The sequence below is a fragment of the Candidatus Tisiphia endosymbiont of Parasteatoda lunata genome (genome assembly GCF_964030955.1).
Taxonomy (GTDB): Bacteria; Pseudomonadota; Alphaproteobacteria; order Rickettsiales; family Rickettsiaceae; genus Tisiphia.
The window spans coordinates 858,394-884,055 of sequence record NZ_OZ035003.1 but is presented as its reverse complement, the minus strand read 5'-3'; the positions used below and the strand labels follow the sequence as shown (position 1 = coordinate 884,055).

The 25,662-nt window shown below is 32.6% G+C and carries 35 protein-coding genes, 1 tRNA gene and 4 pseudogenes; 18 read left to right on the top strand and 22 right to left on the bottom strand.

Going from position 1 to position 25,662, the window contains the following annotated elements; translation table 11 throughout:
• Positions 1 to 16: 16 nt before the first annotated feature.
• From AAHN00_RS05510 to AAHN00_RS05505, 3 genes and pseudogenes are all read right to left on the bottom strand, one after another.
• The gene (locus tag AAHN00_RS05510; RefSeq protein ID WP_342270912.1) at positions 17 to 1,201 is read right to left on the bottom strand and encodes an IS3 family transposase; all 1,185 of its coding nucleotides are present in this window, start codon (positions 1,199 to 1,201) and stop codon (positions 17 to 19) included.
• 75 nt (positions 1,202 to 1,276) lie between these two features.
• A complete protein-coding gene (locus AAHN00_RS15005) occupies positions 1,277 to 1,450 on the bottom strand; it encodes a DUF4158 domain-containing protein (protein ID WP_410521416.1) in 174 nt (57 codons plus the stop codon).
• 4 nt (positions 1,451 to 1,454) lie between these two features.
• A pseudogene (locus tag AAHN00_RS05505) lies at positions 1,455 to 1,895 on the bottom strand (tyrosine-type recombinase/integrase).
• Positions 1,896 to 2,026: 131 nt separating this feature from the next.
• On the opposite strand from AAHN00_RS05505, the gene AAHN00_RS05500 reads away from it, so the two are divergent.
• On the top strand, positions 2,027 to 2,242 hold the full coding sequence (locus tag AAHN00_RS05500) for a hypothetical protein (protein ID WP_342272359.1): 216 nt from the start codon (positions 2,027 to 2,029) through the stop codon (positions 2,240 to 2,242).
• A 116-nt stretch (positions 2,243 to 2,358) separates the two neighbouring features.
• Here the strand turns inward: AAHN00_RS05500 and AAHN00_RS05495 are convergent, their stop codons facing one another.
• Positions 2,359 to 2,610: a hypothetical protein gene (locus tag AAHN00_RS05495; protein ID WP_342272358.1), complete on the bottom strand. Its 252-nt coding sequence runs from the start codon at positions 2,608 to 2,610 to the stop codon at positions 2,359 to 2,361.
• Between the two features lie 66 nt (positions 2,611 to 2,676).
• Here AAHN00_RS05495 and tnpA (AAHN00_RS05490) point away from each other — a divergent pair, with 66 nt between their 5' ends.
• Positions 2,677 to 3,063, top strand: coding sequence for an IS200/IS605 family transposase (gene tnpA, locus AAHN00_RS05490; protein ID WP_342272357.1), 387 nt, complete (start codon positions 2,677 to 2,679; stop codon positions 3,061 to 3,063).
• Positions 3,064 to 3,085: 22 nt separating this feature from the next.
• On the opposite strand, the gene AAHN00_RS05485 is transcribed toward tnpA (AAHN00_RS05490), so the two are convergent.
• Positions 3,086 to 4,156, bottom strand: coding sequence for an IS256 family transposase (locus AAHN00_RS05485; RefSeq protein ID WP_342272356.1), 1,071 nt, complete (start codon positions 4,154 to 4,156; stop codon positions 3,086 to 3,088).
• Positions 4,157 to 4,388: 232 nt separating this feature from the next.
• Here AAHN00_RS05485 and AAHN00_RS05480 point away from each other — a divergent pair, with 232 nt between their 5' ends.
• The 3 genes and pseudogenes from AAHN00_RS05480 to tnpB (AAHN00_RS05470) form a co-directional block, all read left to right on the top strand.
• Positions 4,389 to 4,532 carry a hypothetical protein gene (locus AAHN00_RS05480; protein WP_342271455.1) on the top strand — a complete coding sequence of 48 codons (144 nt, stop codon included), beginning with the start codon at positions 4,389 to 4,391 and terminating at the stop codon, positions 4,530 to 4,532.
• Between the two features lie 36 nt (positions 4,533 to 4,568).
• The gene (locus AAHN00_RS05475) at positions 4,569 to 4,772 is read left to right on the top strand and encodes a hypothetical protein (RefSeq protein WP_342271160.1); all 204 of its coding nucleotides are present in this window, start codon (positions 4,569 to 4,571) and stop codon (positions 4,770 to 4,772) included.
• A gap of 200 nt (positions 4,773 to 4,972) precedes the next feature.
• Positions 4,973 to 5,176 (top strand): annotated as a pseudogene (gene tnpB / locus AAHN00_RS05470) (IS66 family insertion sequence element accessory protein TnpB); the annotation flags it as partial.
• On the opposite strand, the gene AAHN00_RS05465 reads toward tnpB (AAHN00_RS05470), so the two are convergent.
• From AAHN00_RS05465 to AAHN00_RS05440, 6 genes are all read right to left on the bottom strand, one after another.
• The gene (locus AAHN00_RS05465) at positions 5,173 to 5,832 is read right to left on the bottom strand and encodes an IS66 family transposase (RefSeq protein WP_342272355.1); all 660 of its coding nucleotides are present in this window, start codon (positions 5,830 to 5,832) and stop codon (positions 5,173 to 5,175) included. The pseudogene tnpB (AAHN00_RS05470) and the gene AAHN00_RS05465 overlap by 4 nt on opposite strands.
• 432 nt (positions 5,833 to 6,264) lie before the next feature.
• Positions 6,265 to 6,720, bottom strand: a complete 456-nt coding sequence (locus tag AAHN00_RS05460; protein ID WP_342272354.1) for a hypothetical protein — start codon at positions 6,718 to 6,720, stop codon at positions 6,265 to 6,267.
• Positions 6,721 to 6,935: 215 nt separating this feature from the next.
• Complete coding sequence (locus AAHN00_RS05455; protein WP_342272353.1) at positions 6,936 to 7,058, bottom strand: hypothetical protein; 123 nt, start codon at positions 7,056 to 7,058, stop codon at positions 6,936 to 6,938.
• Between the two features lie 1,127 nt (positions 7,059 to 8,185).
• Positions 8,186 to 9,064 (bottom strand): IS982 family transposase, encoded by an 879-nt coding sequence (locus AAHN00_RS05450; RefSeq protein WP_342271236.1) that lies wholly within the window; start codon positions 9,062 to 9,064, stop codon positions 8,186 to 8,188.
• A 112-nt stretch (positions 9,065 to 9,176) separates the two neighbouring features.
• Entirely contained in the window at positions 9,177 to 10,340 is a 1,164-nt protein-coding gene (locus AAHN00_RS05445) for an ATP-binding protein (RefSeq protein WP_342272352.1), read from the bottom strand.
• 30 nt (positions 10,341 to 10,370) lie between these two features.
• Positions 10,371 to 10,745 (bottom strand): hypothetical protein, encoded by a 375-nt coding sequence (locus AAHN00_RS05440; protein WP_342272351.1) that lies wholly within the window; start codon positions 10,743 to 10,745, stop codon positions 10,371 to 10,373.
• 111 nt (positions 10,746 to 10,856) lie between these two features.
• Here AAHN00_RS05440 and tnpA (AAHN00_RS05435) point away from each other — a divergent pair, with 111 nt between their 5' ends.
• The 8 genes from tnpA (AAHN00_RS05435) (at position 10,857) to AAHN00_RS05400 (ending at position 15,763) form a co-directional block, all read left to right on the top strand.
• Positions 10,857 to 11,315 carry an IS200/IS605 family transposase gene (gene tnpA / locus AAHN00_RS05435; protein WP_342272350.1) on the top strand — a complete coding sequence of 153 codons (459 nt, stop codon included), beginning with the start codon at positions 10,857 to 10,859 and terminating at the stop codon, positions 11,313 to 11,315.
• A gap of 133 nt (positions 11,316 to 11,448) precedes the next feature.
• On the top strand, positions 11,449 to 12,297 hold the full coding sequence (locus AAHN00_RS05430; protein WP_342272349.1) for a hypothetical protein: 849 nt from the start codon (positions 11,449 to 11,451) through the stop codon (positions 12,295 to 12,297).
• Between the two features lie 287 nt (positions 12,298 to 12,584).
• The gene (locus tag AAHN00_RS05425) at positions 12,585 to 13,775 is read left to right on the top strand and encodes an IS256 family transposase (protein ID WP_342272348.1); all 1,191 of its coding nucleotides are present in this window, start codon (positions 12,585 to 12,587) and stop codon (positions 13,773 to 13,775) included.
• 143 nt (positions 13,776 to 13,918) lie between these two features.
• Entirely contained in the window at positions 13,919 to 14,365 is a 447-nt protein-coding gene (locus tag AAHN00_RS05420) for a hypothetical protein (protein WP_342272347.1), read from the top strand.
• A 204-nt stretch (positions 14,366 to 14,569) separates the two neighbouring features.
• On the top strand, positions 14,570 to 14,692 hold the full coding sequence (locus tag AAHN00_RS05415; protein ID WP_342272346.1) for a hypothetical protein: 123 nt from the start codon (positions 14,570 to 14,572) through the stop codon (positions 14,690 to 14,692).
• Positions 14,693 to 14,728: 36 nt separating this feature from the next.
• The gene (locus tag AAHN00_RS05410) at positions 14,729 to 14,947 is read left to right on the top strand and encodes a hypothetical protein (RefSeq protein ID WP_342272345.1); all 219 of its coding nucleotides are present in this window, start codon (positions 14,729 to 14,731) and stop codon (positions 14,945 to 14,947) included.
• Positions 14,948 to 15,129: 182 nt separating this feature from the next.
• A complete protein-coding gene (locus tag AAHN00_RS05405; protein ID WP_342271174.1) occupies positions 15,130 to 15,300 on the top strand; it encodes a hypothetical protein in 171 nt (56 codons plus the stop codon).
• Positions 15,301 to 15,403: 103 nt separating this feature from the next.
• Entirely contained in the window at positions 15,404 to 15,763 is a 360-nt protein-coding gene (locus AAHN00_RS05400; protein ID WP_342272344.1) for a hypothetical protein, read from the top strand.
• Positions 15,764 to 15,788: 25 nt separating this feature from the next.
• On the opposite strand, the gene AAHN00_RS05395 is transcribed toward AAHN00_RS05400, so the two are convergent.
• On the bottom strand, positions 15,789 to 16,973 hold the full coding sequence (locus AAHN00_RS05395) for an IS3 family transposase (protein WP_342270888.1): 1,185 nt from the start codon (positions 16,971 to 16,973) through the stop codon (positions 15,789 to 15,791).
• Positions 16,974 to 17,143: 170 nt separating this feature from the next.
• Between AAHN00_RS05395 and tnpB (AAHN00_RS05390) the strand changes: the two genes are divergently transcribed.
• Positions 17,144 to 17,497 (top strand): IS66 family insertion sequence element accessory protein TnpB, encoded by a 354-nt coding sequence (gene tnpB / locus AAHN00_RS05390; RefSeq protein WP_341752109.1) that lies wholly within the window; start codon positions 17,144 to 17,146, stop codon positions 17,495 to 17,497.
• Here the strand turns inward: tnpB (AAHN00_RS05390) and AAHN00_RS05385 are convergent.
• Complete coding sequence (locus tag AAHN00_RS05385) at positions 17,494 to 18,078, bottom strand: IS66 family transposase (protein WP_342272584.1); 585 nt, start codon at positions 18,076 to 18,078, stop codon at positions 17,494 to 17,496. The genes tnpB (AAHN00_RS05390) and AAHN00_RS05385 overlap by 4 nt on opposite strands.
• A gap of 80 nt (positions 18,079 to 18,158) precedes the next feature.
• Here AAHN00_RS05385 and AAHN00_RS05380 point away from each other — a divergent pair, with 80 nt between their 5' ends.
• Both AAHN00_RS05380 and AAHN00_RS05375 read left to right on the top strand, forming a co-directional pair.
• Positions 18,159 to 18,449: a transposase gene (locus AAHN00_RS05380; RefSeq protein WP_342270937.1), complete on the top strand. Its 291-nt coding sequence runs from the start codon at positions 18,159 to 18,161 to the stop codon at positions 18,447 to 18,449.
• A complete protein-coding gene (locus AAHN00_RS05375) occupies positions 18,407 to 19,309 on the top strand; it encodes an IS3 family transposase (RefSeq protein WP_342272567.1) in 903 nt (300 codons plus the stop codon). The genes AAHN00_RS05380 and AAHN00_RS05375 overlap by 43 nt, the downstream gene beginning before the upstream one ends.
• A gap of 28 nt (positions 19,310 to 19,337) precedes the next feature.
• On the opposite strand, the gene AAHN00_RS05370 is transcribed toward AAHN00_RS05375, so the two are convergent.
• Positions 19,338 to 19,949 (bottom strand): transposase, encoded by a 612-nt coding sequence (locus AAHN00_RS05370; RefSeq protein WP_342272343.1) that lies wholly within the window; start codon positions 19,947 to 19,949, stop codon positions 19,338 to 19,340.
• A 95-nt stretch (positions 19,950 to 20,044) separates the two neighbouring features.
• Here AAHN00_RS05370 and AAHN00_RS05365 point away from each other — a divergent pair, with 95 nt between their 5' ends.
• Both AAHN00_RS05365 and AAHN00_RS05360 read left to right on the top strand, forming a co-directional pair.
• On the top strand, positions 20,045 to 20,236 hold the full coding sequence (locus tag AAHN00_RS05365; protein WP_342272342.1) for a hypothetical protein: 192 nt from the start codon (positions 20,045 to 20,047) through the stop codon (positions 20,234 to 20,236).
• 107 nt (positions 20,237 to 20,343) lie between these two features.
• Positions 20,344 to 20,469: pseudogene (locus tag AAHN00_RS05360) on the top strand (Hsp20 family protein); the annotation flags it as partial.
• A gap of 140 nt (positions 20,470 to 20,609) precedes the next feature.
• On the opposite strand, the gene AAHN00_RS05355 reads toward AAHN00_RS05360, so the two are convergent.
• The 8 genes and pseudogenes from AAHN00_RS05355 to rplM all read right to left on the bottom strand — a co-directional run bounded on the left by AAHN00_RS05355 (position 20,610) and on the right by rplM (position 25,610).
• Positions 20,610 to 21,632 carry an Rpn family recombination-promoting nuclease/putative transposase gene (locus tag AAHN00_RS05355; RefSeq protein ID WP_342272341.1) on the bottom strand — a complete coding sequence of 341 codons (1,023 nt, stop codon included), beginning with the start codon at positions 21,630 to 21,632 and terminating at the stop codon, positions 20,610 to 20,612.
• Positions 21,633 to 21,863: 231 nt separating this feature from the next.
• Positions 21,864 to 22,484 carry a transposase gene (locus AAHN00_RS05350; RefSeq protein WP_342272340.1) on the bottom strand — a complete coding sequence of 207 codons (621 nt, stop codon included), beginning with the start codon at positions 22,482 to 22,484 and terminating at the stop codon, positions 21,864 to 21,866.
• Between the two features lie 32 nt (positions 22,485 to 22,516).
• Positions 22,517 to 22,855, bottom strand: a pseudogene (locus tag AAHN00_RS05345) (transposase); the annotation flags it as partial.
• Between the two features lie 61 nt (positions 22,856 to 22,916).
• Positions 22,917 to 23,624, bottom strand: coding sequence for an IS6 family transposase (locus tag AAHN00_RS05340; RefSeq protein ID WP_342272339.1), 708 nt, complete (start codon positions 23,622 to 23,624; stop codon positions 22,917 to 22,919).
• Between the two features lie 448 nt (positions 23,625 to 24,072).
• The gene (locus AAHN00_RS05335; RefSeq protein ID WP_342272338.1) at positions 24,073 to 24,318 is read right to left on the bottom strand and encodes a YraN family protein; all 246 of its coding nucleotides are present in this window, start codon (positions 24,316 to 24,318) and stop codon (positions 24,073 to 24,075) included.
• Positions 24,319 to 24,520: 202 nt separating this feature from the next.
• Positions 24,521 to 24,597, bottom strand: a tRNA-Met gene (locus AAHN00_RS05330).
• A 62-nt stretch (positions 24,598 to 24,659) separates the two neighbouring features.
• Complete coding sequence (gene rpsI, locus AAHN00_RS05325; protein WP_342272337.1) at positions 24,660 to 25,136, bottom strand: 30S ribosomal protein S9; 477 nt, start codon at positions 25,134 to 25,136, stop codon at positions 24,660 to 24,662.
• Between the two features lie 6 nt (positions 25,137 to 25,142).
• Entirely contained in the window at positions 25,143 to 25,610 is a 468-nt protein-coding gene (gene rplM, locus AAHN00_RS05320) for a 50S ribosomal protein L13 (protein WP_341748112.1), read from the bottom strand.
• Positions 25,611 to 25,662 lie beyond the last annotated feature (52 nt).

Genomic DNA, 25,662 nt, shown 5'->3' with positions numbered 1-25,662 from the left:
CCATTTTACATAATTTTTAAGCTGCATTTTGTAAGTAATCAAGATACACGTTCATCGGTTTTTTATAACCAATACTTGAATGGAATCTTTGATTGTTATATTTATCCATGTATTTATCAATACCATCTTTAAGTTCTGCGATATTTTTAAAATCATTTATAAATATACAATTATATTTTAAAGTTCTAAAAAATCTTTCAATCACAATATTATCAATGCTTCTACCCTTACCGTTCATTGAGATTTGTATATTATTCTCTTTTAGAATTCCCGTATGCTCATGTCCAGTATATTGACTACCCTGATCACTATTGAATATTTGTGGTGCAGGGTATTTATTCAGTGCATCTTTTAATACATCGGTTACAAGTGATGCATCCATAGAATTAGATACTTTATAACTTAGTATTGCCTTACTATGCCAATCTATAATCGCCACAAGATACATAAATCCTCCGTTAGTTCTAATATAAGTAATGTCACCACTCCACACTTGATTAACATAAGGTACATGAATAGTTCTATTCGTTCCTGATTTGTGCCAGTACGGCTCAAGCAAATAGCTATAAATTTTATGTTGACCATCCTTCACAGAAGTAGATTGCTTTTTATGAGGATGAATAGCTTCTATACCCATTATTCCCATATATTTAAGCACCCTATCTCTGCCCACATTAAAGCCGTCTTCCAATAATTGTTTGTATATATAACGATAACCATACTCAGGGTTATCCGTATATATTTCATCTATTCTATTTAAAATATCAAGATTATATAAGCTCATTACTTTAGCTTTATAATATACTCCAGATCTGCTTATCTTTAATAGTTCACATTGCCTTGTCTTTGCTAACGTACTCAGCTTGGGGTCGACAAGACTTTTCTTATTTGATAAGTCCAAGCTGTTTAGCTTTCCCACCGCCCAGTCCCTCTCGACTGTAGCCTTACCTAATGCTTTTGCAAGTTCATCGTTTTGATTCTTAAGTTCACTAATCTGCCCTTTGTACTCACTAACAGCTTTTGCTGGCTCAAATGCCAATGACGCATTATCTAAAAATTGTCGTTTCCAGTTTTGCATAGTTTTAGCCGTTACTTCATATTTGACCGATAACTGACCTATTGTTGATTCTTCTTTTAACATCTCTAATACTATTTTAGTTTTTGCTTCTGCACTAAAATTTTTAATTTGTTTTTTACCCATTTGTTTCTCTTTAATTTTATTTATTATTCTATACTTATTGAGAAACAAAAATACCTGCTTCTTTGTCTAATTTTTTCAGTCCATTATAAGTTTAGGAAAATAGTTGAGTAATTTGACAAAAATTAATTGATATGCATAGCCTAGTTTATTATGCTTACCACGACATTGTTGTATCTTGTTAAGGTCATCTTGTTGCAATGATCCAAATTCAATTAAATTATATTGTGAAAAACTATTTTCTCGTATCATTAAGTTAATCTGACCAAAAATTATTAAATTTAGCAGGTAATATTTCTGTATATCTTGTTGTATGCTTAATATTTTTATGACCTAAATATTGTTGAATACTACGAGTATCACGACTATCGTTGGCAAGTTTAAAACCAGTCGAATGTCTTAACATATGGGGGTGGATAGGCATATCTAAACCTGCTTTACTTCCAGCACGACTAAGTATTTTAGCAAAAGTTGATGGAATCATAGGGCTTTTTCGTTAGGAAACGAATACATATTGAGTATCTTGATATTCACGTTGTACTTTTCTTAATCCTCTTAATTCAGGTCCAAACAGTGGGTGTATACTGTCAATTCCATTCTTTCGCCTGTGTACTTGCAACAACCCAGTTTTTAGATCTACTTGTTGCCAACGTAATGCTACTAACTCGCTAACGCGAAATCCGTGTCTATATGCCATTAAAATCATATATGACTATCAAAGTTAACCACTCTGCACTGCAAGTGCAGAGCTTAATATTACGGCATGAATGCCTCATGTATGTACTAACTTAAAAGTTAGAAACTATTTGTGTATGGCTCATTTAGAAAGTGTCACAACACAAAAAGAATATATCTGTGAAGTGTAAGATTTTGTTAAAAAATATCTTATCTTATCTTTTCTTGATAAGATATTTAAAATTTATGTTGAAACGACGCACTGCAAGTGCGGGGTTTTTCTCCCAAAGTGGGACAGTTAACCACTCTGCACTGCAAGTGCAGAGCTTAATATTACGGCATGAATGCCTCATGTATGTACTAACTTAAAAGTTAGAAACTATTTGTGTATGGTTCATTTAAAAAGTGTCACAACACAAAAAGAATATATCTGTGAAGTGTAAGATTTTGTTAAAAAAATATCTTATCTTTTCTTGATAAGATATTTAAAATTTATGTTGAAACGACGCACTGCAAGTGCGGGGTTTTTCTCCCAAAGTGGGACAATAAAAATCTTTAAAGGTACGGTAGTGACTCAAGTGAAACATTACTATAATAGTAATAATCTCTGAGAGTCCTATACTGCAGCCCACTTTACGCTTACGGTTAGGATTTGGTAATATATATTTATTTCGCTCCGTATCAAAATGCTTGCAAAAATCATCAATTAAGCAGAAAATCTCCGTAAGAGGGATCATAATATATTCTCCAATTTTGTCATTATTATTAGAGAACTTTATAATCCCTCCCTTCTTAATTTTCAAATGTTCTTTCTTACGTCAAACTCAGGTTATCATATAGTTTGGGTAACGAAGTATAGATATAAAGTATTAATAGGAGATATTGGGAGACGCACCAAAGATCTAGTACAGGAGATATGTAAAGATAATGGAGTTGAAATAATAAGAGGCAAGGTTGCCGCTAATCACGTGCATATATATGTATCAATACCTCCATATCAAAGTGTTAGCAAGCTGGTACAATATTTGAAGGGTAAGAGTTCTAGAAAGATTCAGCAAGAATTTCCGGAATTAAAAAAGAGATATTGGGGTAAACATTTATGGGCTACAGGATATTTTGTAAGAACTACAGGTAATGTCACAGATCAGATGATCAAAGCCTACATAGAAAAGCAGAGCCTTTCTAATTAAGTGTGTAAATTTTTCATAGGGCTTAAATTCTACCTTCAAATTTTATCAAAAAGTGAGCCATAGCTGCGTTCCAGTTTGGAATCGGCATAACCCATTTCTTGGTCATATAATCAATTGCCAAATACAAGGTCTTAAAAACGGCATTATCATTTGGAAAAACCCGTTTATTCTTAGTAACCTTACGTAATTGGCTATTGACAGATTCTACACTATTAGTTGTGTATATTACTTTCCTTATCGCCTCAGGGTATCCTAGGAAAACCATTAAATTTTCCCAATGAACATACCAAGATTTAGCAATTTGTGGATACTGTTTACTCCATTTAGCTTCAAAAGATTCTAAAGCAAGATGTGCTTCTTCCTCTGTGCTAGCAGTATATATAGGCTTTAAATCAGCCGCTAATTCTTTTCGGTCTTTATATGATACATATTTTAAACTATTTCTAATCTGATGTACAATACATAATTGATGTTCGGTTTTCGGAAAAACTGCTTCTATTGCCTCAAACATACCGGTTAAATTATCACTGCAAGCAATAAGCATGTCTTGCATACCTCTGTTCTTCATCTCAGTAAAATTACCAAGCCAAAATTTCGCTCCTTCATTTTCACTGATCCACAATCCTAAAATATCCTTCCTTCCAGATAAATCAATACCTAATGCTACATATACAGACTTATTGATAATTCGTTTATCTTGACGTACTTTTACTACTAAACAGTCAAAAAATACTATAGCATATACTCGATCCAATGGTCGGCTTTGCCATATCTTGACATCCTCAATTACATCATCAGTAATTTGACTTATCAAACTTTCGCTAACGTCAGCTCCATACAATTCTTGCATTTGAATCTTAATATCAGATAAGCTCATTCCTTTAGCGTATAATGATATTATTTTATCATCAAATCCTTCAATACGTCTTTGACGCTTCGGAATTAATGCAGGTTCAAATGTACTACTTCTATCCCTTGGAACCTCAATCTCTACAACTCCATTATTTGTTACTAGATTCTTTACATTCCTACCATTACGAACATTATCACTATCAGTATGACAATATTTATCATATCCTAAATGATTATTCATCTCTGACTGCAATGCCTTCTCTACAAGCCGTTTGGTTAATTGTTTTAGTTAACCACTCTGCACTGCAAGTGCAGAGCTTAATATTACGGCATGAATGCCTCATGTATGTACTAACTTAAAAGTTAGAAACTATTTGTGTATGGCTCATTTAGAAAGTGTCACAACACAAAAAGAATATATCTGTGAAGTGTAAGATTTTGTTAAAAAATATCTTATCTTATCTTATCTTGTCTTGATAAGATATTTAAAATTTATGTTGAAACGACGCACTGCAAGTGCGGGGTTTTTCTCCCAAAGTGGGACAGTTAACCACTCTGCACTGCAAGTGCAGAGCTTAATATTACGGCATGAATGCCTAATGTATGTACTAACTTAAAAGTTAGAAACTATTTGTATATGGCTCATTTAGAAAGTGTCACAACACAAAAAGAATATATCTGTGAAGTGTAAGATTTTGTTAAAAAATATCTGTATGATTCATTCTTATCTTTTCTTGATAAGATATTTAAAATTTATGTTGAAACGACGCACTGCAAGTGCGGGGTTTTTCTCCCAAAGTGGGACAATAAATCTATCGCTTGATTCATTGCTTCATTTTGTTTTTGGTGCATTATAATTTCTCCTTTTGTTATATTATATTTTTATATAACCTTTGAAAAATTTACACACTTATTTGTACAGAGCCGAAAAGCATGAAGGTAAAGATGATGCTGTGGGAGACTTTCAAGTTGAAAATTAGCTGAGGCTAAAGGCATTTATGCCGTAATATTAAGCTCTGCACTTGCAGTGCAGAGTGGTTAACTCTATAATAAAAACAGAACTGCCATTAAAATTTTGTCCTTTGACGCTCAAGGCTTTTGGCTATGCTCTAAACGCCTATCCAAAGGTAAATTTACCGCAAAACTCTTCCCTTCTGATAATTTATCTTATCAAATTTGCCATAGAACCTTATACATTCTTATTCATAATGGCGATCCTAGTTCTGCCAAACTCTCTAATGATTGGCGTTCTGTCATTTAAGCTGCTGTCTTGATTAATTCCGTATTATTCATATATCTTGCATAGGCAAAAGGGGTATAATTCGCAGGATGCTTCTTTGCTTTGCTACTCTGCTCTTGTAGCCAATTTAAATATTTAAAGGCATTGATCTCGTTCTCACTACAAGTCTTTACTATACTATATAGACCACTATGTATCTCAGCACTATTGATTGTTTTAAAGAATAATGAATTCTTCCTTTGTAAAATAATGGTACGCAGTACTCTCTCAGCCCAATTATTATCAAGACTGCTAACTGGAATTTTTAAAAATTGGGTCAAACCTTCTTTATTATTTAACCAATATCTCATAGCTTGTCCAAGCCTACTATTAGGCTCAACTTTCTTGTCGTTAAATAATTCGTCTATTTTGTTATATATGTTTTCTATATATTCCCTGCTATGTTCTTGATGGTACTCCAGTTTTTCTTCAGGACTCATCTCTTTACATTGATGTTCATTGTGGTAAATTCCACGTGTTTGTTTGAGAAAATATCCACATTCTTCAGGATAATATTGCTCATTCTCTGTAAATTTCCTCTGTCCATGTGACAAACAATTGATCATCACTATTATTGCCAGTAATTCTTTATCTGCTTCTGATAATACCGGGTTATTATTGTTACTTGCGTCAGTCATTAATTGGATAGAATCTGTTCTATTCTTACGATTCTTTAGTACGTTACCGATATTCTCCCCACCATGCTTATTACCGGTAAAATCTCAATAACAACCAGCTGAAGCTGGTGGGTTGATATCTAGACTGGAAGTCGCTATTACTCTAAAGAGATATTACTAATGCCTGTGCTGTCTCTCTGATCCTAATTCTTATAAGTTACCCTGCAATACTTTTGTAGCGATATTTAGTGATCCAAACAACATGAAAGCGATGGTAAAATACAGTGTGGCTAGTCTTGTTATAATCTGTCATATATGATATTTTAATATACATAAGAGCTTGCTCTTATGTATATTAAAATATCATATATTCAAGTTATAGTGAATTGAAATATTAGAACAAGGACTGAAGTCTTTCCCAGCTGAAGCTGGGGGTTTTAACCAAAAAGGTGACTATAAAACTATCACCTCATTATTCGCAGTCTTAGCACATATTGTAGTAGTATAACAGCTGCGTCCTTTCTTATTTTGAGTACGTAATTTTTTATTGGCTATAGTAATTTCTAAAATCCTAGCTCTAGTATCATCAAGGTTCAGTGAACTACACTGAGCAGCCATTTCCAATAATACTCCGTAAATCTCAATTCCACCACCTTCCTGCCAAACATCTAAATATTGTTGCCAAAGCGAACTATATGCTATAGGAACTCCGCTTAAACTTTGTAGCCTAAATAAACGGTAGAAAGGAGTACCATAGGTCTTTTGTAACACTATTGCACTTCTGCTACTATTTGTCCATTTGTTGATATTTTTATTGTTCATGACTGTATAATCGCAAACATTACAACGTAGTGTTTTCTTTACATATCTGTTGACTGTAATTGGAGCATTACCTGTAAATTGTAGCAATTTTCTAGCTTCACTATTATATAGTTTGCCATTATAGCAGTGATGACAGCTATCACCACTACAAAAATTCTCAGGAGCTAAATAGCTGGTATTCGCATCCTTATAATCATCAAACCCATATCTACCTTGCCAATTACTACGATCTATCTTTTTGGGCTTACCGTACTCTTCTTCATTACCACCATTCCCGTTATCAGATTCACTTGGCGGTTCTTTTAATGAATCTGAACTATCTTTTTTTTGTTATCTGCCTTAAAACCAATCAGCATTTCCTTAAGCTTATTTATACTGACATTTGATGATGCTAGCTTGTCTATTAGTTCGTTACAAAATTTCACAAGTTCTATTATCGCTTGCTGATCATCTCCTGTTAGTGAATTTGCCTTAACATGTTGTATTAGTTCTTCTCGTTCTTCAGCACTTAAGGTCGCTACTTTTGGCTTTTACATTTCGATTAATTATCATTATTGTTAATATTTCAAATGTTATAATATGACTGGTGCTTTTTCAACTAGTTTTTTTACTAATCGGTGATATTTGCATAGTAGAAACCCAAATTTATAAACTCAATAACAACCAGCTGAAGCTGGTGGGTTGATATCTAGACTGGAAGTCGCTATTACTCTAAAGAGATATTACTAATGCCTGTGCTATCTCTCTGATCCTAATTCTTATAAGTTACCCTGCAATACTTTGTAGCGATATTTAGTGATCCAAACAACATGAAAGCGATGGTAAAATACAGTGTGGCTAGTCTTGTTATAATCTGTCATATATGATATTTTAATATACATGAAGAGCTTGCTCTTATGTATATTAAAATATCATATATTCAAGTTATAGTGAATTGAAATATTAGAACAAGGACTGAAGTCTTTCCCAGCTGAAGCTGGGGGTTTTAACCAAAAAGGTGACTATAAATTCATACTAGCAAAAAAATTTAATAGAGTTATGCTGTTTTGCTGCAAGTATACGTTATAATTCCTCACTTTAATCTTACTAGCATATTACAAACATTCGGTAAATGGTATAATTTACTGAATGTTTAAAAAGGAAAAATTTATCCATTTTTAACTCAAATTTCATACTTACAGTAAAAAGTTTCTTTTACAGAATATTATAATATGGTAACCTTGATTATCACAGCTCTACAGAACAAATTCTCAAATTTGTATTTTTTATTTTATGGAAAGATTTTATAAGAAATGAAAGAAATTACCTCTGCAGCCCTTTTATTACCTCACCTGTAGCCTTATACTAAATTTTTGCAGAAATGTTTACAGTTCCCTTTATTCTCTTATTTTATTTCTAAATAACTTATTATCTCTAATGCTATTAAAGTAAATGATATTAATTAATAATAACTGTTATTTCTTTGCAATCAATTAGCCTAATTTGGGGATCATTATTTCATGCTTTTTAACACATAAATGTTTATAATACCCTATAAAACCCCAGTTGCCAATTAATTTGGTATATCAAAAAGTTCTATAGGCAGCAAAGTTTTGATAGAAGGTTTGTTTTCTAGCAACTGATAATTGATTAGGCAGGATAGCATATGACTAAATGCATTTGTAACTGATCTATGTCTAGAATGCTCCAATTTATCAAGAAATTTAAGTTTGCCTATTACGGTTTCTATCAGAGTTCTTTTGAGCAACATAACCTTATCTGTAATAGGGAGTAATATATTTTTCATATTCTTTTTAACCCGAGTAATAAGTTGAATGCCTTTGTCATGCAAATCATCAAATAATTCTTTAGATATATAACCGCGATCGCCAAAAACTTTGCCATATATACCAGATATCATTCCTTTAAGCCCTTTCCTATCATCCTTATTACCACTGCTGAAAGATACCTTTATCAGATTACCTTCGGTATCTATGATTAAATGTAACTTTAGTCCATAAAACCACCCCTTAGTGGTTTTTCCTCTTGCCGCTATTCCTTTAAAAACCTTATGTGAACTTATACGATAATTCTTACATACGGCTATACCTGTAGCATCTACAAAAGACAGACCTGTGCATTCAGCAAGCAAATGATTCAGTAATATTGCTAAATAAGGCATACTTCTACCTATCAATTTAGTAAAATGTTCATAGCTAACAAGTTTAAAATCTTCTGTATAATTATGTAAGATTACTTGTTTGTAATAATGCTTAAAACAATCACAATATGAATCATAGTAACCAATTAATATGGTTACTACTTCGCTTATTGATAAATAATTACTTACACCAGGTTTAAATTTACTACTATTAATTGTAGGCAAATTATTTTCCAAATTCTTTATAAAATCGTCGACAAAACAGTAAATTGCGGTAAAATCTTTTTTCATAGGTTATTTTGTTATTGGTTGAAAAAGATAAAATAACCTATGTCCCTTTTAAAATCTACCTTTCATCTCTCCTATTTAATTGGCAACTGGGGTTATAAAGTACTTATTCTGGTTAAAATAAGCTATTTGACCATAAAGATTCAAGAAATTCTTGTACTGGCCAAATTGTTACACTTTGGGTTCCAAAAGTTTCTATTCTTTTTTTATCAACAGTACATATGACATTAAGTTTTGCTCTATAATCTTTCCCAAATAAAAGAAGTCCCCTTATATCTTTGGATGTTATATTTTGTCTAGTTTTAACTTCAAAAGCTTGATCCCTGAATATAAAGTCTACTTCATGCCCTTCTGAATCGCGGTAGTAAAATAACTCATCTCTAGTTTCACTCATGGTTTGGTATGCTTTGAGTTCAAGAAAAATATAATGCTCAAAAGTTTTCCCAGCATCAGATGTATGAAATCCACTGAAAGTATATTTAGATAAATAGTTGGCAACTCCAGTATCAAACAAATAAAATTTTGGTATTTGTGTTACAATTTGCCTGTTTTTACGTTTGGTATAAGGGTGCAAAAAATATCCTATATACATGTCTTCTAAAATCTCGAAGTAACTTTTTACTGTTGCTTTATTAACTCCGCAATCTCTAGCAATATTAGTAAAATTAATCATCTCAGTATGGCTTAAGGTAAGTACATCCAAAAATCTAATAAACGGTTCACGTTTTCGAATGTTTGCCTCTAATTGCACTTCATTAATTAAATAGTCATATACATAAGCAGATAGTGATTTTAAGGCAAATTCGGAACCATAATGTTCTGGTATTAACCCTCTATTAAAAATCCTATTCCAATTTAATTCTTTAAGTTCTGGGTAACAAAAAGGAAACATTTGATATCTCCATGCTCTCCCTCCAAGCAAATTAGCTCCAGATGATTTTAGTTTTCTTGAGCTAGAACCACAAAGTATAAAACTTATTCCTTTTATGTTTTCTATCATCCAATGAATTTCATTAAGTACTTGAGGTATTTTTTGTACTTCATCGATGACAAAAATCATACCATTCCTTTTGTCTTCTGGAATTGCAAGAATCTCTGAGCGAATATAGTGTGGATTCAATGAATATTTAGCAAAAACTTCGCTTTGTAAAAAATCAATAAAAATTGCATTTGGAAATCTTTGATGCAAAAATGTTGTTTTGCCAGTTTTTCTTGCCCCCCAAAGGAAAGCTGATTGGCCTTGAGGTAAACTTAGATTTAATAACCTTTTTACAGACATAATGCTATCTATATATGGAATATTTAGCTATTATAATACCTGTTTATAGATTATGTCAAGTAATAGATCCAATTGCTCAAGCTCAATTTGAACTAGTTCTTGCAAATAGTCTATCGGACTTAGTTGACCTTTTATAACCTGTTCAGATATCTTTTGGTAAACATCACGTATCGCTAGTAAATTCAAGCTTTCAAGCATAGTATCTAATTGTAAATAATTAGAGTTAATGTCATGTGTATTGTATAAAAAGAATGGTATATCTTGATAAAATGTTATTATTTTTTGTAACATAGTTTCAGAATGCACGTTCCAACATAAGTTGCATCTATGTAAATTATAAGGAGATTTTAGGGCTACTAAATCTTTATCATAGATAGCTTGCCAACCGTATGATTTTATAGTCACCTTTTTGGTTAAAACCCCCAGCTTCAGCTGGGAAAGACTTCAGTCCTTGTTCTAATATTTCAATTCACTATAACCTAAATATATGATATTTTACTATACATAAGAGTTCTTATGTATAGTAAAATATCATATATGACAGATTATAACAAGACTAGCCACACTGTATTTTACCATCGCTTTCATGTTGTTTGGATCACTAAATATCGCTACAAAGTACTGCAGGGTAACTTAAGAGTTAGGATCAGAGAGATAATTGCACAGGTGGCAGAAGAACTTGGTATTAAAATTATCAATGGGGTTCTATCTGCTGATCACGTACACATTATGGCTGAAATTCCACCTCATATATCTGTAAGTCAGTTTGTTAAAGTTGCTAAAGGTCGTTCTTCTAGAAAAATTCAACAAGAATTTCCTGAAATTAGAAAAACATATTGGGGATGTCATTTTTGGGGTAGGGGATTCTTTAGCTCGACTAGCGGTAATGTAACTGATGATATCATAAATAATTACATTAATAATCATTCAGATGCTCATCAGTCTAATAATATTAGTAATATCTCTTTCGAGTAATAGCGACTTCCAGTCTAGATATCAACCCACCAGCTTCAGCTGGTTGTTATTGAGTAGTTTTAATTTAATAGATTTTGGGGGTGCAGTATTTCTACATGAAAAACTGATATCAAGTATTTGTAGTGCATATATAGTGAATCCACCAGAACCTCTACCAAAAATTAAACTTAGTAAACGAGAAGTAGACCTTAAGCTCCAGAATAGTTTTTGTGATTCATTAATGTTATCAAATAATATTGTTTCAGAACAAAGTCAAGAATATAAGAAATTGGATGCATTATTACAGGATATTTTGATAGATTACACAGATATTGATCTTAATAAGCAAGAGTGTAAGAACTATATCTATGCTAGAATTGTTGAACGTGCTGTATATACTAATAATGATGCTCTATTCCAATTGTTACTCAAGAGCTTCGATGCTTTAAAATCAAGTAATTTGTTAACAGTTCAAACAAAACAAGAAGTTGCATTTGTACAAAGTACTTGGGCTTTTCAATACGCGCTAGCACATAGTAAAGGTTATTATTTAGAAGAAATTCTGAATATTGTAGAAGATAGGATGGATAAGCTTCGTCTATTTTTTTCTATCGATCAATTTGCTCCATCTTTTAAAATATCAGAGATGAGATTACTTATGATAAAATCACCAGACCAATTATTAGAAATGCAGCAAATACTCCTTGCCAATAGTGTTCAGAATATTTCTAGAGAGGAGATACCCTATCAGGATATAGATGTAGACGGCACGGTGTATTGCAGTCTGGATGGTTTATACAAAGAGACACAATGTAAATTTAACAATAAATCTATTATACCTATATTATTTTGTAATTGTGTAGATGTGTATCAATATGACGAATTCATAAAAGTTCATTTAAATATACAGGATACCATTAAGTATTTCAATGAATTTCAAGATCTTATCGAAGTAGAATTAACGGGGTTCTGCAAGTCTGTCGGGCTTTGTTCGGAAGGGTAGAAAATAATGGCACCGTCAATTTGTAGGATAAGCAGAGTACATTACTGCACTCCACTCGGCTCTGTACAAATAAGTGTGTAAAGTTTTCAAAGGTTATATAAAAATATAATATAACAAAAGGAGAAATTATAATGCACCAAAAACAAAATGAAGCAATGAATCAAGCGATAGATTTATTAGTTAACCACTCTGCACTGCAAGTGCAGAGCTTAATATTACGGCATGAATGCCTAATGTATGTACTAACTTAAAAGTTAGAAACTATTTGTATATGGCTCATTTAGAAAGTGTCACAACACAAAAAGAATATATCTGTGAAGTGTAAGATTTTGTTAAAAAATATCTGTATGATTCATTCTTATCTTTTCTTGATAAGATATTTAAAATTTATGTTGAAACGACGCACTGCAAGTGCGGGGTTTTTCTCCCAAAGTGGGACAATAAATAATGATACAGATATATCAACATTACTTAAAGAGGATGGTTTATTAAAACAATTAACCAAACGGCTTGTAGAGAAGGCATTGCAGTCAGAGATGAATAATCATTTAGGATATGATAAATATTGTCATACTGATAGTGATAGTGATAATGTTCGTAATGGTAGGAATGTAAAGAATCTAGTAACAAATAATGGAGTTGTAGAGATTGAGGTTCCAAGGGATAGAAGTAGTACATTTGAACCTGCATTAATTCCGAAGCGTCAAAGACGTATTGAAGGATTTGATGATAAAATAATATCATTATACGCTAAAGGAATGAGCTTATCTGATATTAAGATTCAAATGCAAGAATTGTATGGAGCTGACGTTAGCGAAAGTTTGATAAGTCAAATTACTGATGATGTAATTGAGGATGTCAAGATATGGCAAAGCCGACCATTGGATCGAGTATATGCTATAGTATTTTTTGACTGTTTAGTAGTAAAAGTACGTCAAGATAAACGAATTATCAATAAGTCTGTATATGTAGCATTAGGTATTGATTTATCTGGAAGGAAGGATATTTTAGGATTGTGGATCAGTGAAAATGAAGGAGCGAAATTTTGGCTTGGTAATTTTACTGAGATGAAGAACAGAGGTATGCAAGACATGCTTATTGCTTGCAGTGATAATTTAACCGGTATGTCTGAGGCAATAGAAGCAGTTTTTCCGAAAACCGAACATCAATTATGTATTGTACATCAGATTAGAAATAGTTTAAAATATGTATCATATAAAGACCGAAAAGAATTAGCGGCTGATTTAAAGCCTATATATACTGCTAGCACAGAGGAAGAAGCACATCTTGCTTTAGAATCTTTTGAAGCTAAATGGAGTAAACAGTATCCACAAATTGCTAAATCTTGGTATGTTCATTGGGAAAATTTAATGGTTTTTCTAGGATACCCTGAGGCGATAAGGAAAGTAATATACACAACTAATAGTGTAGAATCTGTCAATAGCCAATTACGTAGTCTGTCCGGCAAAACTCTATAAGTCTTATAGATAATAGGGTTTAATGGCAGAAAATAGTTAACCACTCTGCACTGCAAGTGCAGAGCTTAATATTACGGCATGAATGCCTCATGTATGTACTAACTTAAAAGTTAGAAACTATTTGTGTATGGCTCATTTAGAAAGTGTCACAACACAAAAAGAATATATCTGTGAAGTGTAAGATTTTGTTAAAAAATATCTGTATGATTCATTCTTATCTTTTCTTGATAAGATATTTAAAATTTATGTTGAAACGACGCACTGCAAGTGCGGGGTTTTTCTCCCAAAGTGGGACAATAAAGATAAAAAAATCGTTTGTTGATCTTGGTTATACTGGCAGCAATGTTAAAGAGAAGAGTAAGGTATATACCCCAAAAACTCGGAAAAAGTTATTGAAAGAAGACAAGTGTATGATCAGGAGACGCAGTGCTATAGAACCAATAATAGGGCATTTGAAACAATATGGCAGGATGGGCAGAAACTTCTTGAAGGGTGTGATAGGAGATGTGATCAATCCAATAATCTCTGCTATAGGTTTGAATTTACGATGTATTGCCAATCATTTACACATCATGCCTAACTCTACATAAAAAAATTATCATTAAAAAACTTGCTAAACGATTAAAAAAAATCGTTAACAATAAGCTCATGTAAAAATTTTACTAAAACAGAAATTTTTCAATAAAATTGAAAACAATTTTTAATTTTAGTGCAAATATTAGAATTTTTTTTGTAAAAATTTTATTCAATCATAGATTATGGGGGGCTTTAAATATTTTATTCAATCATAGATTATGGGGGGCTTTAAATATTTTTGGCGGACGGACTACGTAAGGTTACTAAGAGTTAACCACTCTGCACTGCAAGTGCAGAGCTTAATATTACGGCATGAATGCCTAATGTATGTACTAACTTAAAAGTTAGAAACTATTTGTATATGGCTCATTTAGAAAGTGTCACAACACAAAAAGAATATATCTGTGAAGTGTAAGATTTTGTTAAAAAATATCTGTATGATTCATTCTTATCTTTTCTTGATAAGATATTTAAAATTTATGTTGAAACGACGCACTGCAAGTGCGGGGTTTTTCTCCCAAAGTGGGACAATAAACGGGTTTTTCCAAATGATAATGCCGTTTTTAAGACCTTGTATTTGGCAATTGATTATATGACCAAGAAATGGGTTATGCCGATTCCAAACTGGAACGCAGCTATGGCTCACTTTTTGATAAAATTTGAAGGTAGAATTTAAGCCCTATGAAAAATTTACACACTGTATACCTGCAGCAAAACTGCATAACTTTATCTAATGTTTTTGCTAGTATGAATTTTTTATACATTTGGGTTTCATACTATGCAAATACCATCAATTACTATTGAGCAAGTAGCTCAGCAATTTAAAGCCTGGCGTCAAACTAAAACTAATAAGTTTGATCCTATACCAAACCATCTAAAGGAATTAGTTTACCAATTACTCCATCATTATTCTTACCAAGAGATAGCTAAACATCTTAATATTAGTTAACCACTCTGCACTGCAAGTGCAGAGCTTAATATTACGGCATGAATGCCTCATGTATGTACTAACTTAAAAGTTAGAAACTATTTGTGTATGGCTCATTTAGAAAGTGTCACAACACAAAAAGAATATATCTGTGAAGTGTAAGATTTTGTTAAAAAATATCTTATCTTATCTTATCTTATCTTTTCTTGATAAGATATTTAAAATTTATGTTGAAACGACGCACTGCAAGTGCGGGGTTTTTCTCCCAAAGTGGGACAATAAAGCAACAATCAGTTCAATTAAAAAAGCCCATGAGCCTACCCTCAAAACTTCTCCTGTCTCAACTTCAAATCAAGCTCTACAACAAAATATTAATTTTCTCCCATTTCAACTATTAAATTCTATAGATACCGATCCTGTAGCTGCCCCCAAACAAAATCACTATAGAAACTGGACTGATTTTTCAAGACAAATTTTTCACTAATTTTGTTTCCCATTTTACATAATTTTTAAGCTGCATTTTGTAAGTAATCAAGATACACGTTCATCGGTTTTTTATAACCAATACTTGAATGGAATCTTTGATTGTTATATTTATCCATGTATTTATCAATACCATCTTTAAGTTCTGCGATATTTTTAAAATCATTTATAAATATACAATTATATTTTAAAGTTCTAAAAAATCTTTCAATCACAATATTATCAATGCTTCTACCCTTACCGTTCATTGAGATTTGTATATTATTCTCTTTTAGAATTCCCGTATGCTCATGTCCAGTATATTGACTACCCTGATCACTATTGAATATTTGTGGTGCAGGGTATTTATTCAGTGCATCTTTTAATACATCGGTTACAAGTGATGCATCCATAGAATTAGATACTTTATAACTTAGTATTGCCTTACTATGCCAATCTATAATCGCCACAAGATACATAAATCCTCCGTTAGTTCTAATATAAGTAATGTCACCACTCCACACTTGATTAACATAAGGTACATGAATAGTTCTATTCGTTCCTGATTTGTGCCAGTACGGCTCAAGCAAATAGCTATAAATTTTATGTTGACCATCCTTCACAAAAGTAGATTGCTTTTTATGAGGATGAATAGCTTCTATACCCATTATTCCCATATATTTAAGCACCCTATCTCTGCCCACATTAAAGCCGTCTTCCAATAATTGTTTGTATATATAACGATAACCATACTCAGGGTTATCCGTATATATTTCATCTATTCTATTTAAAATATCAAGATTATATAAGCTCATTACTTTAGCTTTATAATATACTCCAGATCTGCTTATCTTTAATAGTTCACATTGCCTTGTCTTTGCTAACGTACTCAGCTTGGGGTCGACAAGACTTTTCTTATTTGATAAGTCCAAGCTGTTTAGCTTTCCCACCGCCCAGTCCCTCTCGACTGTAGCCTTACCTAATGCTTTTGCAAGTTCATCGTTTTGATTCTTAAGTTCACTAATCTGCCCTTTGTACTCACTAACAGCTTTTGCTGGCTCAAATGCCAATGACGCATTATCTAAAAATTGTCGTTTCCAGTTTTGCATAGTTTTAGCCGTTACTTCATATTTGACCGATAACTGACCTATTGTTGATTCTTCTTTTAACATCTCTAATACTATTTTAGTTTTTGCTTCTGCACTAAAATTTTTAATTTGTTTTTTACCCATTTGTTTCTCTTTAATTTTATTTATTATTCTATACTTATTGAGAAACAAAAATACCTGCTTCTTTGTCTAATTTTTTCAGTCCATTATAATACTTGTCACATTATTAAACCAAATGGTACCAAACTTATTATCCAAACACTAGAACCAAAAACCATAATTCAGACATTTTTATGCTGCAACTAACCCCGGCGTCAGTTATTTTTGTTGCCACTATTGCCATCGATTTTCGCAAGGGTATCGATGGCTTAATCGCTGTTTGTAGACAAAAACTTTCTTCTGACCCTCTTAATGGTTCCTTGTTTTTATTCTATAATAAAAACAGAACTGCCATTAAAATTTTGTCCTTTGACGGTCAAGGCTTTTGGCTATGCTCTAAACGCCTATCCAAAGGTAAATTTACCGCAAAACTTTTCCCATCTGATAATTCATCTTATCAAATTTGTTATAGAACCTTACACATTCTTATTCATAATGGTGATCCTAGTTCTGCCAAATTCTCTAATGATTGGCTTCCTGTCGTTTAAGCTGCTGTCTCGATTAATTCCGTATTATTCATATATCTTGCATAGGCAAAAGGCGTATAATTCGCAGGACGCTTCTTTGCTTTGCTACTCTGCTCTTGTAGCCAATTTAAATATTTAAAGGCATTGATCTCGTTCTCACTACAAGTCTTTACTATACTATACAGACCACTATGTATCTCAGCACTATTGATTGTTTTAAAGAATAATGAATTCTTCCTTTGTAAAATAATGGTACGCAGTGATCTCTCAGCCCAATTATTATCAAGATTGCTAACTGGGATTTTTAAAAATTGGGTCAAACCTTCTTTATTATTTATCCAATATTTCATAGCTTGTCCAAGCCTACTATTAGGCTCAACTTTCTTGTCGTTAAATAATTCGTCTATTTTGTTATATATGTTTTCTATATATTTACTGCTATGTTCCTGATGATACCCAAGTTTTTCTTCAGGACTCATCTCTTTACATTGATGTTCATTGTGGTAAATCCCTCGTGTTTGTTTGAGAAAATATCCGCATTCTTCAGGGTAATATAGTTCATTCTCTGTAACAGGAGTTTCGCAGTTAGCAAAATTGCGAATCAGCTAAAAGGCATCTTGATGTGGTTATAGTTTTCCGGACAGTTAATAGGAGACAATATTAACAGAAAGGAAGTACAAAAATGACTAATAGCAAACCAAAGGTTTATCCGGCTGAATTTAAAGAGTCAGCAGTTAAATTAGCAATTGAGTCCAAGCGACCTGTGTCACAAACAGCTAAAGAGTTAGGTATTACTAGAAATACTCTATATACTTGGGTAGATAAATATTCCAAACCTAAAGAATCAATAATGCGAACAGATGAACATCTCTATGATGAATTAAAAAGATTAAAGAAAGATTTAGCTAGGGTAACGCAGGAGCGTGATCTATTAAAAAAGGCTGCCGCGTACTTTGCGAAAGAGTCCCAATAAAGTACGCATGGATAAAGAAGCATAAAGGTGATTTTTCAACTGCGATTATGTGCAAATTTATGAAAGTATCACGTAGTGGCTATTATGAATGGTTAACTACCCCTGAATGCAATAGGGACAAAGAAGATAATGCTTTAACCTGTAAGATTAAAACAATTTTTCAAGAAGGTAGAAGGAATTATGGATCTAGACCCATTAAAAAGGAACTATCTAGACACGGTATAATTGTTAGTCGGAAGCGGATTGCAAGGCTAATGAATGAAGCTGGTTTAGTATGTAAAAGCAAACATAAATTTAAAGCAACTACTGATTCTAGTCATAATAAGCAAGTTGCTCCTAATTTATTGGATAGAAAGTTCAAGGTCTATGCTGCTAATTGTTATTGGGTTGGGGACATCACATATGTTCCAACTGAAGAAGGTTGGCTGTACTTAGCAACCGTTATTGATCTATTTTCTAGGAAAATTATAGGGTGGTCAATGAATAGTAACATGAAAGCTGATTTAGTTAATAATGCTCTGCTAATGGCAATATGGCAACGTAAACCACCTAAAGGACTTATTTGGCATACTGATAGAGGTAGTCAATATTGTTCTGATAGCCATTCAAAACTTACAAAACAACATGGTATTATACAGAGTATGAGCGGTAAAGGAAATTGTTGGGATAATGCTGTTGCTGAAAGCTTTTTTCACACTATAAAAACAGAACTAATTTATCAATATAAATTTAAAACTAGGGAGGAAGCAAAATATGCCATATTTGAATATATAGAAGTATTTTATAATCGTATAAGGATGCATTCAACTAATGACTATCTATCACCTGTACAATACGAGAAAATGCAAAAATGTGCCTAAACAAACTGTCCGGAAAACTGTTGACAGATCATCCCTCATCAGGAATCTCTAAACTTTCTAAGCTAACATTATGATTAACTTTTCTATTTTTTCTTAGGTTACTAACCCATGTCCAACCTAAATTACGTATATGTTTCAAATTCTCCAAACCGCTATACCACGCATCCATTACTACTGCATCAGGATTGATCCCTCTTTCCTTAGCTAAAGTAAGCATATCACAAAAATGCTCATTCTTTGTTTTTCCATCAGTTTCTTTATCATATATTCTATAATCTACAGGGGTAGATTGATCAGTTTTAGCATTGTAATGCAGTAAGTTGACCATCCCTATACCAGGTATAACATCATGTACAGCTCCAGAATATTGATAATGTACAAGCTCAATTTTCTTACTGTATTGCTTTGACAATAACGTGTCATCTCCCACTAATAAACAAGAAGCTTCCCTATCAATATATTTTGACACTTCTCTGTAGATCCCGCTAGGGCGGAAATCCTTACTATTTAACCATCGACTTGCACTATCATGAGATAGGTTTATTGGACTTACTTCAGATAATGCTTTACCACTATATCTTACGCTACTTGCTTGTAAAAATGATTTATATAAGTCTTTGCTACATTTTGATCTTGCCATGCTTAACTAAAACTCTTTCTTGCTAGATTAACATATTTTTTGCTAAGTGCGAAACTCCTGAGTTAGAAACTATTTGTGTATGGCTCATTTAGAAAGTGTCACAACACAAAAAGAATATATCTGTGAAGTGTAAGATTTTGTTAAAAAATATCTTATCTTATCTTTTCTTGATAAGATATTTAAAATTTATGTTGAAACGACGCACTGCAAGTGCGGGGTTTTTCTCCCAAAGTGGGACAATAAAATATCTGAAAACTAGAAAAAATTGCTTAATAATGTGTGACTAATTATGAACTCAAATCCAGCAAAATGCTATAAGTAAGCCGTTCACAGAATTTCAAAGTTCGTATAATACGCTATAGGTCTTTTTAGCAGCTATGTTGCTGATAGGCCTATAGGGTTAAATAATGACATCGATCAAAAAACTATCTCTTCCAATTTAAAAAATGGCATCTTAACAATCATATTACCTCGTATTGAAACACAAGAAGCTGATGTTAAGGAAATACCTATTAATTAGCCTCATGATAAATCGAATTGTACTAGGCATTGTTCGGAAGGGTAGGAATTGTCTTACTGTAGACAGAATTATCCCATTTTCACAGAAACACATCTACCAAATGAATTCCACTGATTAATAATATTTGCGATAGTTACTACTTATAGCTTAGATTTATGAGTAGCTTTAGAATTGGTAAGAGAGAGGATAAAATCTTCATCAAGACCGGTGATAGTAGAAATAAAAGCAGGGTCTGAACCTTTGGCTAGCATTTTTTTTGCTACTGCAATATTTTGTTCAGCTTTACCTTCAGCTTTACCTATTTGGATACCTCTAGTTTCGCCTATTTGGATGCCCCTAGTTTCGCCTATTTGGATGCCCCTAGTTTCACCTATTTGGATGCCCCTAGTTTCACCTATTTGGATGCCTTCAGCTTTAGCAGTTTCTATCAAGTAGGCTTCTGACGCTTTATTATCCATAATACGTTTAGTCTCTTGTTCATAAGTCAGCAATTCTTCTTCTGTCCAATTAAACTGGTTTAATTCTTCATATGCCCGCTCTATAACCTCGTCAGAACCTATTAGTTTACGTAAGTCTTCTTCACTTGTCTCATCTGCATGTTTGAAAAAATAACACCATTTCTCGATTATGTTAGTTAGTAAATTTATATCTGTGATTTTAAACTTTGGTAACTCTATAAAAGTAAAAGAAAAATCCTTTAAATCATGAGAATAGCTATCTTTATCCAAAATAATATGATCAGATTTATAGAACACCTTATCTTTAAAAATAATATTATCACTGATAGCAATAAATATTACCGACTTTAAATCTATATACCTAGCTCCCTCCTTCTTGCCTTTATTTAACTGCCTTGAATAGGCTTTAGCAGCATAATACTGTGCTCTCTTCTCAAAGCCTTCTTGTGGAGATACCTGCATTTCAATAATTAGCTGCACTCCATTTTCATCTTTACACAAAACATCAACTATACTCTGCTTCTTAGCAGCAATCTCTGGTTCTTGAATAGTAGGTAAAAATGTTACTTCTTTGATTTTATCACTGCCTTTAAGCTCCAATACATCATTAATAAAATGAATCAGAATGTCTTTATTCTTCTCCGAACCGAATATACGGCGAAAGGCAACATCATTCTTAGGGTCTAGAAATTTACTAATGGTCATAAATAGTAATGTATTGAACTCGTTAATTATTATAACATAAAGCTAGACAAACTACTAAATATTATGTTTAACACAAGCGTATCCTGTTTTAATAGTAATTCTGGTACAATCTTCTCTAAGAAAAACAGATGTACTATATTAGTATATACAAGTCTAATATTTCTTATTAATACTACTATATTACAATGGCTTTGCTCGGAAGGGTACAATCTTTCTTAATTTAGACATGCATTATCCCATTTTCACAGAAACACAGCTACCAAATGAATTCCACTGATTGATAATATTTGCGATAGTTACTCCTTCTAATTTTTGTAAGTCTGTGTTTTGAGTTAGTAATGATGAACCAATACATCTTTTAATACGAGAAATTTGCGATTCAACCAACGCTCTTTTGCCATAACCATATTTTTTATGAAATGCATAAACACTGCCTTTATCTTTAATATATTGCACTATTTTATCATGCCATGCTGTAGCATTCTGCTCATGAACCACAGCATGCTTCGGTGGTGGAATCACTGGTGTAATGCCTTGATCGTTTAGGCGTTGAGTACCAGCAATACTATAATACCCACCATCAGCAATTAGCTTCTTAATCTCTAGTCCCTCAGGTATTAGTTGATCCAAACCTTCAATATCCGAACTCTCATAATCTGTAATTTCAATCGCATGCACATTCATCTCAGGATCAATTGCAATGTGCATTTTCTTCCAAGGCTTATTGTTGCATGGCTTATTATATTTTGTTTCATACCAATGACTGGCTTTACCAAAACTAAGACCGGTACTATCAACTATTAAATCTATTGATTCTCCATTGTTAATTCTTTGGCATAATTTATTACACAATTGCTTCACCTTTATTGGTACAGCATAATCCCTTAAGCTATTGACAATGCATAAGTTACTGAATCAAAAAAATCTGTAAAATTATCAGCAGTTTTACGAATATAATTTTTTATCCTAAACCAATGATGTTCTATTGGATTGAGATCGGGACTATAGGTGGGTAAGTATAAAATACTAGCTCCCACGGATTTTATTAACTCTTCTATCTTTTTTCTTTTATGAAAGTTAATATTGTCCATTACTACTACTTGCCCTTGCTTTAATTCTTTTATCAAAAAATCTCTTACATAAGTTTCAAATAGCTCACTATTACAATTTCCTTCAAAGACTAAAGGGGCAATAATATCTTTATTACAAAGAGCAGCTATCATAGGTTTTGTCGCATCTATAAATCATACTACATCAAGATTGTTAAAACTAAGGTTTTGGACATTATGATGCCATTAACATAGCAAAATTCTCAAAAGTAGAAAGATTATCATTAGCTCCAATTATTTGTCTTTTTTGCATCATACGAATATTTTCTATACCGGTAATAGTCATTTCTGCAGAATGAAAATTCTTAAAACCAAGCATTGGCTTTGTACGTTTTTTGATAAACCTATGATCTTGTTCTACAAGATTATTCAGGTATTTGGTCTGAATAACCTTAATTTTATAATCTTTAGGAACTTCTGTATTCAAATCATTAAGAGCAGCCGTATTACTACCGCTTTTATCAATTACTACTTTCTCAGGAAAATTATTCTCTCTAAAGGCTTTACGAAAAAATGCAAGTGCTGCAGGCTTGTCTCTATGCTTACGTAGCAGAAAGTCTACAGTATTACCAAGACTATCTAGTGCTCTATATAAATAAACCCATTTACCGTTTAATTTAATATAAGTCTCATCCATTCTCCAACTACTACCAACTGGCTTCTTTCTTTTTCTAACCACCTGATCTATCAATGGTACAAATTTTATAACCCATCTTTGTAATGTAGAGTGATCAATTTTTGCTCCCCTTATACTCATCATTTCTTCCAAATCTCGATAACTTAAAGAAAATCGGCATTTCATATAGACAAATAACATTATTATTTCTGCTGAAGAACAAAATCCTTTGAAATATAATAATAATCTTGCAGTAATACGAAACATCTTAACATCTTTTTTAGATCATTATATCAATCTTTTTTCTATTGTCCAACATATGCGACAGAACCAATCTGACTTGATAATTTTGGTATTTTGGGTTAGAGCTTAAAAATATACTGGCAGATCTTTTTATAGTCACCTTTTTGGTTAAAACCCCCAGCTTCAGCTGGGAAAGACTTCAGTCCTTGTTCTAATATTTCAATTCACTATAACTTGAATATATGATATTTTAATATACATGAAGAGCTTGCTCTTATGTATATTAAAATATCATATATGACAGATTATAACAAGACTAGCCACACTGTATTTTACCATCGCTTTCATGTTGTTTGGATCACTAAATATCGCTACAAAGTATTGCAGGGTAACTTATAAGAATTAGGATCAGAGAGATAGCACAGGCATTAGTAATATCTCTTTAGAGTAATAGCGACTTCCAGTCTAGATATCAACCCACCAGCTTTAGCTGGTTGTTATTGAGTCTTGCTTGTTGATGAGTTGATAATATCCGATCATCAACGTCAGAACTTCTTGCTTTTACTTCTATAAAAACAAGTTGTTTTCCACGTAGGGCAATAATATCAATCTCACCAACATAATATCTTTTACGATGGTGAAGAATTTGATAAAATTTAATTTTATAAATAACAATAGCCACATACTCAGCTATTAAACCGAATGTAATCCTTTTCATAATAATGTTTGAAAGAACTTGAAGAATTTCGAGTACATTCACCGCATAATAGCATATATATCAAGTAGCACTAATGACTTTTACATATAAAATATAAAAAAATCACAGTATTTTTAATACTTTAAAGAATTAGTTGTTGATTCTTATTATGCCCCCCATTACACAAAGTCGATAATAAACTACCACATGAATTAGCATTTTGTGGTAGCGAGGGAGGGATTTGAACCCCCGACACGCGGATTATGATTCCGCTGCTCTAACCAACTGAGCTACCCCGCCATGATGGAAAGAGCTTCAGAAAAATCACATGCTAGACAACTCCAAACAGATTATGTAAAATTTTAACGTTTAGAGAATTGAGTACTTTTTCTAGCTTTATGCTTACCATATTTTTTCCGTTCTACAACCCTTGAGTCTCTTGTTAAGAAACCGGATTTGCGTAAAATACTATGAAATTCTAGTGCAATTTTGTCAAGCACTCTAGAAACACCGTGTAGTACAGCACCTAGTTGCCCTGATATTCCACCACCTCTAACAGTACATATTATATCATATTGCCCAGCAGTATTAGTTACAACAAATGGTCGCAAGAGAGATTTGGTATGAGCTTCACGAGTGAAATATTGCTCCATATTTTTTTTGTTGACAATTACCTTACCACTACCACTTTTTAACCAAACTCTAGCAATCGCACTTTTTCTTCTACCTGTACCATAGACTTTATTATCACTACTTCCTGCAGGCGTTTTAGGCTTAACTAACTTACTCTGAACTGTATCACTTTTGGTTTTTTCACTTTGAACCTTTAATATTGTCATAATTCACTATTTTTTATTCTTTGTATTTTTGCTTGCAAAATCATAAAACTCAGGTTGCTGAGCTTTATGCGGGTGTTCATTCTCTGCATAGACATATAGATTACCCATCTGCTTTGATCCCAAAACATTTCGCGTAATCATTCTTTTTACAGCAAGCTTAACGACACGTTCGGGATACTTACTAGACAGAATTTTTCCAGCTGTTGTATCCTTTATCCCACCTGGGAAACCAGTATGGCGATAATAAAACTTACCATCTTTAAGGTCTGATTTTTTACCTGTCAAGCAAATATGCTTGGAATTAATTATTATTACATAATCTCCACAATCTAAATGAGGAGTGAAGGAAGGCTTATGTTTGCCGCGTAAGATTTTAGCTACTTCACTAGCAAGTCTACCTAATACAAGGTCTTTAGCATCTATGACCCACCACTTTTTCTGAATTTGTGATGGTTTTGCAGAATAAGTTTTCACGTTATATATCTTTATTAATTAGAATTAATGTTATCATTGTCCTAGCCTAAGC